Annotated in this window: 11 protein-coding genes; 7 read left to right on the top strand and 4 right to left on the bottom strand. The window is 71.7% G+C overall.

Annotation, left to right across the window (positions count from 1 at the left end; translation table 11 throughout):
- Nucleotides 1-10: 10 nt before the first annotated feature.
- Nucleotides 11-1,330, bottom strand: coding sequence for an Nramp family divalent metal transporter (locus tag ACYVF4_RS08380; protein WP_460721639.1), 1,320 nt, complete (start codon nucleotides 1,328-1,330; stop codon nucleotides 11-13).
- Between the two features lie 56 nt (nucleotides 1,331-1,386).
- Nucleotides 1,387-2,532 (bottom strand): PP2C family protein-serine/threonine phosphatase, encoded by a 1,146-nt coding sequence (locus ACYVF4_RS08385; protein ID WP_460721641.1) that lies wholly within the window; start codon nucleotides 2,530-2,532, stop codon nucleotides 1,387-1,389.
- An 87-nt stretch (nucleotides 2,533-2,619) separates the two neighbouring features.
- Here ACYVF4_RS08385 and ACYVF4_RS08390 point away from each other — a divergent pair, with 87 nt between their 5' ends.
- On the top strand, nucleotides 2,620-3,270 hold the full coding sequence (locus ACYVF4_RS08390) for a TrmH family RNA methyltransferase (protein ID WP_460721643.1): 651 nt from the start codon (nucleotides 2,620-2,622) through the stop codon (nucleotides 3,268-3,270).
- Between the two features lie 106 nt (nucleotides 3,271-3,376).
- Here the strand turns inward: ACYVF4_RS08390 and ACYVF4_RS08395 are convergent, their stop codons facing one another.
- Complete coding sequence (locus tag ACYVF4_RS08395) at nucleotides 3,377-4,702, bottom strand: MATE family efflux transporter (protein WP_460721645.1); 1,326 nt, start codon at nucleotides 4,700-4,702, stop codon at nucleotides 3,377-3,379.
- A gap of 83 nt (nucleotides 4,703-4,785) precedes the next feature.
- Here ACYVF4_RS08395 and ACYVF4_RS08400 point away from each other — a divergent pair, with 83 nt between their 5' ends.
- Together ACYVF4_RS08400 and ACYVF4_RS08405 are read left to right on the top strand one after the other, a co-directional pair.
- Nucleotides 4,786-6,762 (top strand): M13 family metallopeptidase, encoded by a 1,977-nt coding sequence (locus tag ACYVF4_RS08400; protein ID WP_460721647.1) that lies wholly within the window; start codon nucleotides 4,786-4,788, stop codon nucleotides 6,760-6,762.
- Between the two features lie 75 nt (nucleotides 6,763-6,837).
- The gene (locus tag ACYVF4_RS08405; RefSeq protein ID WP_460721649.1) at nucleotides 6,838-7,758 is read left to right on the top strand and encodes a serine hydrolase; all 921 of its coding nucleotides are present in this window, start codon (nucleotides 6,838-6,840) and stop codon (nucleotides 7,756-7,758) included.
- 17 nt (nucleotides 7,759-7,775) lie between these two features.
- Here ACYVF4_RS08405 and purU read toward each other — a convergent pair whose 3' ends face one another.
- Nucleotides 7,776-8,654: a formyltetrahydrofolate deformylase gene (purU, locus tag ACYVF4_RS08410; protein WP_460721651.1), complete on the bottom strand. Its 879-nt coding sequence runs from the start codon at nucleotides 8,652-8,654 to the stop codon at nucleotides 7,776-7,778.
- 208 nt (nucleotides 8,655-8,862) lie between these two features.
- Here purU and ACYVF4_RS08415 point away from each other — a divergent pair, with 208 nt between their 5' ends.
- The 4 genes from ACYVF4_RS08415 (at nucleotide 8,863) to ACYVF4_RS08430 (ending at nucleotide 12,211) form a co-directional block, all read left to right on the top strand.
- On the top strand, nucleotides 8,863-9,516 hold the full coding sequence (locus ACYVF4_RS08415; RefSeq protein WP_460721653.1) for a nucleotidyltransferase domain-containing protein: 654 nt from the start codon (nucleotides 8,863-8,865) through the stop codon (nucleotides 9,514-9,516).
- Nucleotides 9,517-9,594: 78 nt separating this feature from the next.
- Nucleotides 9,595-10,338: a 3-oxoacid CoA-transferase subunit A gene (locus tag ACYVF4_RS08420; RefSeq protein WP_460721655.1), complete on the top strand. Its 744-nt coding sequence runs from the start codon at nucleotides 9,595-9,597 to the stop codon at nucleotides 10,336-10,338.
- Nucleotides 10,335-11,039 carry a 3-oxoacid CoA-transferase subunit B gene (locus ACYVF4_RS08425; RefSeq protein WP_460721657.1) on the top strand — a complete coding sequence of 235 codons (705 nt, stop codon included), beginning with the start codon at nucleotides 10,335-10,337 and terminating at the stop codon, nucleotides 11,037-11,039. The genes ACYVF4_RS08420 and ACYVF4_RS08425 overlap by 4 nt, the downstream gene beginning before the upstream one ends.
- A complete protein-coding gene (locus ACYVF4_RS08430) occupies nucleotides 11,036-12,211 on the top strand; it encodes a thiolase family protein (RefSeq protein ID WP_460721659.1) in 1,176 nt (391 codons plus the stop codon). Before ACYVF4_RS08425 ends, ACYVF4_RS08430 begins: the two co-directional genes overlap by 4 nt.
- Nucleotide 12,212: the final 1 nt, after the last annotated feature.

Below are 12,212 nucleotides of genomic sequence, written 5' to 3' on the forward strand. Positions count from 1 at the left end.
CGAGGCGCGCTCACGCTCCGGTGAGAAGGAGCCACAGCAGGATCGCGTTGAGGGTGATGAGGAAGACGGATGCCGCCACCCCCGCCGCCGTCGTGATGACCCTGTTGCGGTGCCGACCGAGCACGTCCGCCTTGGCGGTGAGGGCCACCAGCGGCACCAGCGCGAAGGGGATGCCGAACGACAGCACGACCTGGCTGAGCACGAGCGCGAGGGTCGGATCGACCCCCGCGGCGAGGATCACGAGCGCGGGGACGAGGGTCACGAGCCGCCGAGCCAGCAGCGGCACCCGCACCTTCAGGAGGCCGTGCATGATCTCGGCCCCGGCGTACGCCCCCACCGACGTCGACGCCAAACCGCTGGCGAGCAGTCCCACCGCGAACAGCGTCGCCACGAGCGGGCCGAGCCCGGCATCCAGGGCGGCATAGGCCCCTTCGAGCGAGTCGGTGCCCGGCACGCCTGCGAGGTTGGCGGCGGCCAGCAGCAGGATGCACAGGTTCACCGTGCCCGCGATCGCCATCGCGATCGTGACATCCCAGCGCGTGGCGGTGAGCAGGCGATCGGTCGAGATGCCGCGGAGCTTCTCGAGCGACACCGGGATCCGCGGGCCGGGTCCGGGGTCCTCGGCTCGGACCGGGGGAGCGAAGCGGTCACGGCTCAGCGCGCTGTGGGCGTAGATGGCGTGGGGCATGATCGTCGCGCCCAGGATCGACGCGGCGAGCAGCACCGAGTCGGTCCCCTCGAATCGTGGGATCAGGCCGCCGGCGACACCCCCGGCATCCGGCGGAGCGAGGAAGACCCCGAACGTGAACCCGAGCGCGATGATGGCGACCAGGCCGATGACGACGAATTCGAACGTGCGCGGACCTCGCCGGGACTGCACGAGCAGCAGCACGATCGACACCGCGCCGGTGATCACTCCGCCCCACAGCAGTGGGATGTCGAAGAGCAGCCACAGCGCGACCGCGCCGCCGATGACCTCGGCGACATCGGTGGCCATCGCCACGAGTTCGGCCTGGAGCCAGTACGCGCGTCGCGCCCACGGGTTGCGGATGCGGTGCCCCAGCGTCTCGGGCAGGCTCTGGCCGGTGACGATGCCGAGCTTGGCCGACAGGTACTGGATGAGCCAGGCCATGACGTTGCCGATCACGACCACCCAGACCAGGAGGTAGCCGTAGCGGGCTCCGGCGGTCATGTTGCTGGCCACGTTGCCGGGGTCGAGGTAGGCCACGCCCGCGACCAGCGCCGGGCCGATCAGCCAGGCCAGCCTCGGGGCCGACGGCGCGCGGCCCGCGAGCGGGGCGGGGGGAGACGCGAGGCGATTTTTCGGCACGCCGAAATGCTAGAGCACTTTTCGGCCTGCCGAAAGGTGCGCTCGCGGGTGCGGGGTCAGCGGTCCCGCTGCACCACGAGCACCGTCAGGTCGTCGACACCGCGGTGCGAGCGGGCCAGGCGCGCGGCCTCGTCGACCGCGCCCTGCGGTCCCTCTGCCCGCAGCACCCGGCGAACATGCTCGAACGGGTCTCCGTCAAGCACGTCGAGCAGGCCGTCCGAGCAGCACAGCAGGGCGTCCCCGGGGTGGAGCACGGCGAGTGCGGACTCGCGGCCGTCGTCGAACCCCATGCCCAGGGGAAGCCCCGTGGAGCGCAGGTAATCCCACGTGTCGTCGGCGCGCAGGATGAACCCGAGGCTGTGACCGGCGTCGACGAAGCTGATCTCGCCCGACGCGAGCTCGACGTCGGCGTGGAAGGCGGTGACGAACACGCCGGTGCCGCCGATGTCGTCCTCGAGAAGCCGGTCGACCTCGCTCACGGCGGCCGCGAGCGGGCGATCCGGTGCGGTGCGCAGCGACGCCCGCACAGCCGAGGCGATGATCGCCGGCCCGATGCCCTTGCCCATGACGTCGGCGAGCGTCACGCGCAGCCGGTCGCCCAGCCGGTACCAGTCGTAGATGTCGCCGCCGATCTGGCCCGCGGCGACCGTGGCGGCGGCCAGCGTGTACCCCGGAGTCTCCGGCATCTCGGCGGGGAGGAGGGCACGCTGCACCAGCGAGGCCTGGTCGATCTGGTCGACCTGCGCGATCTCGGCCTGCACCCACTCGGCGAGGTCGCGCAGCAGCGCGACCTGCGCGTCGTCGAGATGCCGGGGCGTCGTGTCGAGGATGCACAGCGTGCCGACGTGCTCTCCGGACGGCGCCTGGATCGGGTGGCCGGCGTAGAAGCGCAGGTTGGGGTCTCCGGTGACGAACGGGTTGGTCGAGAAGACGCTGTCGATCGCGGCATCCTCGACGATGAGCGTGTCGCCCTGGCGCACGGTGACATCGCAGAACGCGCCCTCGCGCGGGGCCTCGTTGCCGCCGAGGCCGATCTGCGACTTTCGCCATTGCCGGTCGCGATCGATCAGGGTGACGCTGACCATCGGCACGCCGAAGGCCTGCTGGGCGATCCGCGTGATGCGGTCGACGCGTTCGTCGGGAGGAGTGTCGAGGATGCCGAGCGCTTCGATGGCGCGCTGACGGTGTTCTTCGGCTGACACGTACACGACCCCCCGGTGATGAACTCCCCGGCCTTCATCCTACGAGTGCGGCGGGCGCACCCAGGACGCGGCGGCTACCCTGAGGCGGTGACCAGCCCTGCCCGCGACTCGACGGACCCGGCCGCCGACTCCGCGCCCGCGCACGGCGTCGGTCCCTGGCCGGACGGGCCCGAGGGCTGGCCGGACGACCCCCGCTACGACCCCGAGCTGCTCGCCCACGGCGACACCCGCAACGTCGCCGACGGGTACCGGTACTGGACGATGGCCGCGATCGTCGCCGACCTCGACGCGCGCCGTCACGGCTTCCACGTCGCGATCGAGAACTGGCAGCACGACATGAACATCGGCTCGATCGTGCGCAGCGCCAACGCCTTCCTCGCCGCCGAGGTCCACATCGTGGGACGCCGCCGGTGGAACCGCCGCGGCGCGATGGTCACCGACCGCTACCAGCACGTGCGACACCACGAGGATGTGGCGGCCTTCGCCGCGTGGGCGGACGCCGAGGGACTCCCGGTGATCGCCATCGACAACGTCGACGGATCGGTCGCGCTGCCCGACGCGGATCTTCCCGAGCGGTGCGTGCTGCTGTTCGGACAGGAGGGGCCGGGGCTCTCGCCCGAGGCACTCGCCGCGGCATCCGCCGTCATCGAGATCACCCAGTACGGCTCGACGCGCTCGATCAACGCCAGCGCCGCCGGCGCGGTCGTCATGTACGAGTGGTGCCGCCGCTGGGCCTGACGCCCCCGGCGTGCGACGCGTCCCGGCGCGCATGACTCCGGTGCGTTTCGCGCGCCCGTGCGCTTCTCGATGACGGATGCCGCGGCTCGGCGACGGATGCCGCGGCTCACGCCCCGGCGGTCATCCACGCCGTGCCGCGCACGCGCCAGCCGAGCGTGGCCAGCCGCGCCAGCATGTAGACGCCGAAGAACGCCACCGCGAGCCACGCCAGCCCTGCGGCGCCCGCCGGAGCCAGGAGTGCCACGAGCACGAGCGCCGGGACGAACGGCACGAGGTTGAGCACCCCGGCGACGGCGAGGTAGCGGGCGTCGCCCGCGCCGATGAGCACGCCGTCCAGGACGAACACCACGCCGCAGACCGGCTGCGCCACGGCGAGCACGAGCAGCGCAGGCTGCACGAGTGCGGCGACCGCGCCGTCGCCGGTGAAGGCCAGGCCGATGACGCCCGAGAGGGCTGCGACGACCGCGCCGACGATGACGCCGAACCACGCGCCCCACGCCACGGTCCGCGCGAGCACGCGGCCGACGAGCGGCTCGTCCCGGGCGCCGAGTCCCTTCCCGACGAGCGCCTGCGCAGCGATGGCGAGGGCGTCCAGGGCGAACGCCGTGGTCGAGAAGATCGTGAACGCCACCTGCCAGCCGGCGAGCTCGTCCGTGCCGAGGCCCGTGGCCACGGCGACCGTCGCCAGCAGGGCCGCCCTCAGCGACACCGTCCGCAGGAACAGCCAGCCGCCCGAGCGGGCCGACCCGCCGACGCCCTCGCGCTGGGGCCTCACGGTGGCGTCGTGCCGGCGGGCGAGGCGGCCGACGACCACGGCGAACGCCGCGACCATTCCCCACTGCGCAACGACGGTGCCGACGGCCGAGCCGGCGATCCCCCAGCCGAAGCCGTAGATGAACAGCCAGTTCAGCAGCGCGTTCGACCCGAATCCCAGGCCGGCTATCCACAGCGGCGTCACCGTGTCCTGCATCCCGCGCAGCAGACCCGTCGCGGCGAACACGATGAGCATCGCCGGCAGCCCCCACATCGAGATGCCGAGGTAGGTCACCGCCTGCTCCGCGACGTCCGGGGACGCGCCGAACAGCGCAACCAGGAACGGCGTCGCCAGGTAGCCGCCGAGCGCGAGCACGCCGCCGATCCCGAGGGCGAGCCACATGCCGTCGATGCCGACCGACACCGCGCGGGACGGATCGCCCGCCCCGAAGCGCCGCGCGACGGCGGGGGTCGTCGCGTACGCGAGGAAGACCATGAGCCCGACGATCGTCTGCAGCACCGCCGAGGCGATCCCGAGGCCGGCCAGCGGCGTCACCCCCAGGTGCCCGACGAGCGCCGAGTCCACGATGAGGAACAGCGGCTCGGCCACGAGAGCGCCCAGGGCCGGTACGGCCAGCCGCAGGATGTCGCGGTTCAGCGTGTCGGGAGCGGTCCTCACCCCACCAGGCTACGGGCGCCGCCGACATCCGTTCCCCCGCGTCAAGGGGTCGCACCGTCGGGGGTGCCGCATAGGGTGGAGGGATGACCGATGCCCTCCGTTCGGGTCTCGCGCTCGATGAGTTCAGCGCCGACATCCGCCCCCAGGACGATCTGTTCCGCCACGTCAACGGCTCGTGGATCGAGCGCACCGCCATCCCCGACGACAAGGCGCGGTGGGGGTCCTTCCACCTCATCGCCGAGCAGGCCGAGAAGGACGTCCACGCCATCGTCGAAGAGACGCAGGCGGCCGACGCGGGCACCGAAGCCCGCAAGATCGGGGACCTCTTCACGAGCTTCATGGACACCGAGCGCATCAACGCCCTCGGCGCCGAGCCGCTGGCGCCGCTGCTGGCGAAGGTCGACGGGGTCGATTCGATCCCGGCGCTGCTGCGCCTCGCGGGCGAGTTCGAGCGCGACGGCGTCGCCTCGATCATCCACCTCTACATCGAGCCCGACCCCGGCTCGCCCGACCGGTACGTGCCGTTCTTCGTGCAGGGCGGGCTCTCGCTCCCCGACGAGAGCTACTACCGGCTCGACAACTTCGAGGACACCCGCACCGCGTTCCGCGGACACATCGAGCGGATGCTGTCGCTCGCCGGCGTCGCGGACGCCGCGGCCGCGGCGGACCGGGTGTTCGGTCTCGAGACCGAGCTCGCGACCCACCACTGGGACAAGGTGCGCAGCCGCGACGCCGTCGCCACCTACAACCTGCTGTCGTGGGACGACGTCCAGGACCGCATCGGCGTCGACCTCGACCCGTGGACGGCGGCCCTCGCCCCCGGGCACCCGCACGCGTTCGCCGAGGTGAACGTCTACCAGCCGAGCTTCCTCGAGGGGCTGGGCACCCTGCTCGTCGAGGACCGCCTCGAGGACTGGAAGGCGTGGCTGCGCTTCGCCGTCGTGCACTCCTCGGCGCCGTTCCTGTCGGACGACTTCGTCGCCGAGAACTTCTCGTTCTACGGCACCCAGCTCACCGGCGTCCCGGTCAACCGCGAGCGCTGGAAGCGCGGCGTCAGCCTGACCGAGGCCGCGCTCGGCGAGGCGATCGGCCGCGTATATGTCGAACGGCACTTCCCGCCGGCGGCCAAGACCGCGATGGACGAGCTCGTGGCGAACCTGATCGAGGCGTACCGCCGCTCCATCACCGACCTGGAGTGGATGAGCCCCGAGACGCGGCAGCGCGCGCTGGCCAAGCTCGACGCGTTCACGCCGAAGATCGGCTTCCCCGCGAAGTGGAAGGACTACTCCACTCTCGAGATCGACGCGGGCGACCTGAGCGGCAACGTCCGCCGCGCGCACGTGTGGGAGCACGACCGGCAGCTCGCCAAGATCGGCCAGCCGATCGACCGCGACGAGTGGTACATGACGCCGCAGACGGTCAACGCGTACTACAACCCGCTGATGAACGAGATCGTGTTCCCGGCGGCGATCCTGCAGTACCCCTTCTTCGACGAGACCCGGGATGCCGCGGCCAACTACGGCGGCATCGGCGCGGTCATCGGCCACGAGATCGGGCACGGCTTCGACGACCAGGGCAGCCGGTTCGACGGGGACGGATCGCTGCGAGACTGGTGGACCGACGCCGACCGCACCGCGTTCGAGGAGCGCACTGCGTCGCTCATCGCGCAGTACGACGAGCTCGTGCCGCAGGGGCTCGGTGACGAGCATCGGGTGAACGGGTCGCTCACGATCGGCGAGAACATCGGCGACCTCGGCGGGCTCGGGATCGCGATCAAGGCCTACCGGCTCTCGCTCGAGGCCGCCGGCGAGCCGGCCGATGGTCCCGTCATCGACGGACTCACCGGCATCCAGCGTCTGCTGCTGAGCTGGGCGCAGATCTGGCAGCAGAAGGGCCGGGATGCCGAGACCATCCGCCTGCTGACGATCGACCCCCACTCGCCCAACGAGTTCCGCTGCAACCAGATCGTGCGCAACGTCGACGCGTTCTACACTGCCTTCGACGTCACCCCCGAGGACCGGCTGTGGCTGGACCCCGACCAGCGCGTCACCATCTGGTGACCCCGCGCGGCTAGAATCCGCATCGCGCCGAGAGGCGATCCCCTGGTGTAGACCCGAACTCGCGGAAGGAGGACCGTGGGCCTCCCACCCGAACCACGCAAGGCGGCCGAGTCGCTGCGGGGGCAGCGGCGAGGCTCCCGGCGGCCCTCGAAGCGTGCCGCGATCGGGCGGCGCACCTTCACCGCGACGCTCAAGGCGCTGGACGAGCTGGCCTCGTCGGGTGCCAAGGTCTCGGTCTACGTCACCGACCTCGACCGGGGAACCGTCGTGCTCTCCGGTGATGACTTCGTCACTCTGCCCGTCGCCGGTCTCGGCGTCGTGCCGCTGCTGATCGAGGTCGCGGCCGGCTTCGAGTCCGGTGCACTGGATCCGCTCGAGATCGTCGAGCGCTCGGCCGCGCCGCAGGTCGGCGGGGCGGGGGTGTGGCAGCATCTCGAGGCGCCGGCGCTGCCGCTGCGCGACGTCGCCGTGCTCGCGGCATCCGTGGGCGATGCCCTCGCGGCGAACGCCCTGCTCGAACGCGTGGGTCTTCCCGCTGTCCGCGCACGGCTGGAGTCGCTGGGGCTTGCCAGGTCGGCGCTGCTGGACCGCTTCCGCGATGTCCGCGGGCCCGACGACGCGCCGCAGGTCGCACTCGGCACCGCCCGCGAGCTCGCCGGGCTCTTCGCCGCGCTGGTGAACTCCACCGCGGTCTCGGCCGGCGTGAGCGCGCAGGTCGCCGAGTGGCTGAGCCTCAACCACGACCTGTCACTGGTGGCCGCGTCCACGGGCCTCGACCCCTTCGCCCACGAGAACGACGAGCACGGGCTGCTTTTCGTGAGCAAGACCGGCCGGGACTCCGGCATCCGGGTCGAAGCGGGCGTGCTGGCGGGTCCCCGCGCGGGCGTCGCCTACGCGCTCATCGTGTGCTTCGACGACCTGTCGATCTTCCACCGCGTGCGCGCGCACGAGGCGTTCCACACACTCGGCACCGAGCTCATGGAGTACGTGCACTGAGCCGCGACGGCGGCGCGTCAGAAGACGATCGTGTGGTTGCCGTGGCGGATGACGCGGTCCTGCGCGTGCCACAGCACCGCGCGCGAGAGCACCTGCCGCTCGACGTCCGAGCCGCGGCGCACGAGCTCGGCCACCGAGTCGCCGTGGGTGACCCGCACGGTGTCCTGCTCGATGATCGGGCCCTCGTCGAGATCGCTCGTGACGTAGTGCGAGGTCGCGCCGATGAGCTTCACCCCGCGCTCCTTGGCCTTCTTGTACGGCTCGGCGCCGATGAAGGCCGGCAGGAACGAATGGTGGATGTTGATCACCGGCACCCCGAGCTGCGCGAGGAAATCGGGCGACAGGATCTGCATGTAGCGGGCCAGGACGACGAAGTCGACGTTGCCCCGCAGCAGATCCAGGATCTTCGCCTCGGATGCCGACTTGTCGGGCCCCGTCACCGACGGCACGTGGAAGAACGGCACGCCGAACGAGCGCACGTCCTCGGCCGAGGTGGTGTGGTTCGAGACCACCATCGGGATGCTGACCGGGAGGTCGCCGCGGCGGTGCCGCCACAGCAGGTCGAGCAGGCAGTGGTCCTGCTTCGAGGCGAGGATCGCCATGCGCTTCGGCATCGACTGGTCGGTGATCGTCCACTCCAGGTCGAACCCGTCGCCGAGGGTGGTGGCGAGGTCGGCCTCGATCTCGGGGAGCGCCGCCGACAGTTCGGGCCGGTGGAACACCACGCGCTGGAAGTACGCCCCGCCGGTCGGGTCGTCGGAGTACTGGTCGAACGCGACGATGTTGCCGCGGTTGCGGGTGATCAGCGCCGAGACGGCCGCGATGATCCCAGGCTGGTCCTTGCCGTGCACGATGAGGCAGGCGTGGTCGGCGAGCAGGTGCGGCGTAGCGGGCATGCCTTCGATTCTGCCGTGTCACGACGGATGCCGTTGCCGCCGCCCGGTCGCGGACGCGCCCGCCGCTGCGCGCCGCCGCCGCGCGCGCCACCGCGCCCGCGGCCGCACGCACCCCGCCCCGAGAAGCGGCCGGGCGCGCGACACGCGCACGAGTCTCGCGCGCCGGGGCGCTTCTCGCGCGGGGCGGGCCGGAGCGTAGGCTCGGCTCATGCCCGGCCAGCCCCCGACGCCCGACACCACCTGGCGACCGCTCGACCCGCGCGGGGTCGCGGAACTGCTGTCGGGCGCGGACGCGCGGTGGTGGCTGTCCGGGGGAGCGGCGCTGGACCGCTGGCTCGGCGAACCCATCCGTCCTCGCGGCAACATCGATGTCAGCACGACGCCCGCCGACCTCGAGGGGCTGATCGACGCCCTGCCGGACGAGTTCAGCGCGTGGGCGATGGTGGATGCCGAGCTCGTCGCGTGGGGTGATCAGGCGACGGATGCCGACGTGCAGCCCGTCCTCGTGCGCGACGACGCGGCCGATGCCTGGGTCCTTCAGGTGAACGTCGAGGACGGTATCGAGCGGGCCTGGCTGTACCGGCGCGACCCGCGGCTGCAGCTGCCGTGGGATCGCGCGGTGCTCGACATCGACGGCATCCCCACCGGCGCTCCCGAGGTGCAGCTGGTGTGGAAGGCGCTTCGCCCCCGGCCCGAGGACGACCTGGACAAGGACGCCGTGCTGCCGAGGCTGTCCGACGAGGCTGTCGCTTTCTACGAGACGGCGCTGCTCCGTGTCCACCCGCATTCCACGTGGGCGATCCACGTGCGCAGTCCCTTCGCCCCCGCCAAGGCGAGCTGGAACCGCAAGAAGCCCACCTAGCCGGACGCCGAGCGCTCGCTTACCCTACACTTAGTCGCTGTGCGGACGTCCGTTCGCACAGCGTACAAAGTGAATGTCATGATCGACAAGACAGTGCCGGATGCCGCGGCCGCCGTGGCCGGCATCCGCGACGGCTCGACGGTGCTCATCGGCGGCTTCGGGCGCGCGGGTCAGCCGGTCGAGCTGATCGACGCCCTCATCGCGCAGGGCGCCGGCGACCTGACGATCGTGAGCAACAATGCCGGCAACGGCGACGTGGGTCTGGCCGCCCTGCTGGCGGAGCGGCGCGTGCGGCGCATCGTGTGCTCCTTCCCGCGCCAGCACGACTCGTGGGTCTTCGACGGCCTGTACCGGGCGGGCGAGATCGAGCTCGAGGTCGTGCCGCAGGGGAACCTCGCCGAGCGCATCCGAGCCGCCGGCGCCGGCATCGGCGCCTTCTTCAGCCCGACCGGCGTGGGCACCCTGCTCGCCGAGGGCAAGGAGGCCCGCAGGATCGACGGCCGCGACTACGTGCTCGAGTACCCGATCAGGGCGGACGTCTTCCTCATCAGCGCCTACCGCGGCGATCGCTGGGGCAACCTCGTCTACCGCGAGACGGCGCGCAACTTCGGCCCGATCATGGCCACCGCGGCCACCACCACGATCGTCCAGGTCGATCAGATCGTGCCGCTCGGCGCGCTCGACCCCGAGGCGGTCGTCACGCCCGGGCTCTTCGTCGACCGGGTCGTCGCCGTCGGCGAGCGTGCGTGGCTCGAGGACGGTGCGTTCGTCGGCGGCGTCGACGTCGAGGGCCGGCCGCTGCGCGGGCGGGACGCCGCATGACCACCCGCATCTCGCGCGACGAACTCGCCGCCCGCATCGCCGCCGACATCCCCCAGGGCGGCTACGTCAACCTGGGGATCGGCGCTCCCACGCTCGTGGCGAACTTCCTGCCCGATGACCTCGAGATCATCCTGCACACCGAGAACGGCCTGCTCGGCATGGGCGGGGCGCCGGCGCCCGGCGCGATCGACCCCGACCTCGTCAACGCCCGCAAGCAGCCGGTCACCGCGGTCGCCGGCTCGGCGTACTTCCACCACGCCGACTCCTTCGCGATGATGCGCGGCGGGCACCTGGACGTGTGCGTGCTCGGCGCCTTCCAGGTGAGCCAGTCCGGCGATCTCGCGAACTGGTCCACGGGTGCGCCGGGGGCGATCCCCGCCGTCGGCGGTGCGATGGACCTCGCGATCGGCGCGAAGCAGGTGTTCGTCATGACCGACCTGCTGACGAAGTCGGGCGAGTCCAAGCTGGTCGAGGAGTGCACCTACCCCGTGACCGGCGTCAGCTGCGTCACGCGGGTCTACACCGACCACGCCGTCTTCGACGGGACCGCCGACGGCTTCGCTGTGCGCGAGGTGTTCGGCGACAACACCGTCGAATCCCTGGCCGAGCTCACCGGCCTGCGACTGCACCGTGCGACCACAGAGCACGCCGGCCGGTCGCTGAGCCAGCGGAGCCAGACGAACCGCGAGGAGGACGCATGACCGCCGCTTTCATCTACGACGCCGTCCGGACGCCTTTCGGGCGCGGCGGCGGCGCGCTCGCCGGCATCCGTCCCGACGATCTGGCCGCCCTGGTGATGAAGGCGACCGTGGAGCGCACCGGGCTCGACCCGGCCCGCATCGACGACGTGATCTTCGGTGACGCGAACCAGGCGGGCGAGGACAATCGCAACGTCGCCCGTTTCGGCGCGCTGCTGGCCGGCTTCCCCACGACGGTCACCGGTGTGACGGTCAACAGGCTGTGCGCGTCGAGCGTCGAGGCGGTCATCCAGGGGTCGCGGGCGATCGAGTCGGGGGATGCCGGCATCATCCTCACCGGCGGGGTCGAGTCGATGAGCCGGGCGCCGTACGTGGTCGAGAAGTCCGCGAAGCCCTTTCCCGCCGTCGGCAACCAGACGATGTGGAACACCGCGATCGGCTGGCGCATGACCAACCGCGCACTCCCAGGGCACTGGACGATCTCGAACGGCGAGGCGGCCGAGAGGACCGCGCGCACGTGGGGCATCGACCGTGACGCTCAGGACGCCTTCGCGGTGCGTTCCCATCGGCTCGCCGCCGAGGCGTGGGCGGCCGGCGTGTACGACGCCGAGACCGTCGCCGTGCCCGGCGTCGACCTCGCGCGCGACGAGGGGATCCGCGACGACACCTCGATCGAGAAGCTGGCGACCCTGAAGGCACTGTTCGCCACGGATGCAGCCGCCTCGGTCACCGCCGGGAATTCGTCGTCGATCAACGACGGCGCATCGGCGGTGCTGCTGGCCGGTGAGGGCGTGATCGACGGCGAGCCGCTCGCCCGCATCGCCGGACGCGGCGCGCACGGCGTCGATCCCGACGACTTCCCGATCGCCCCCATCGAGGCGGCGAACACGGCGCTCGCCCGGGCCGGCCGCACGTGGGCGCAGGTCGATGTCGTCGAGCTGAACGAGGCGTTCGCCTCGCAGTCGCTCGCGTGCATCCAGGGCTGGCCCGACCTCGACCCCGAGAAGGTCAACATCCACGGCGGGGCCATCGCCATCGGCCACCCGCTCGGAGCCTCGGGCGGGCGCATCGTCGGGCACGCCGCGCACGAGCTCGCGCGACGCGGCGGCGGGGTGGCGGTCGCCGCGATCTGCATCGGCGTCGGCCAGGGCCTGGCCGTCGTGCTGGAGCGGTGAC

Source organism: Microbacterium aureliae (assembly GCF_054780155.1).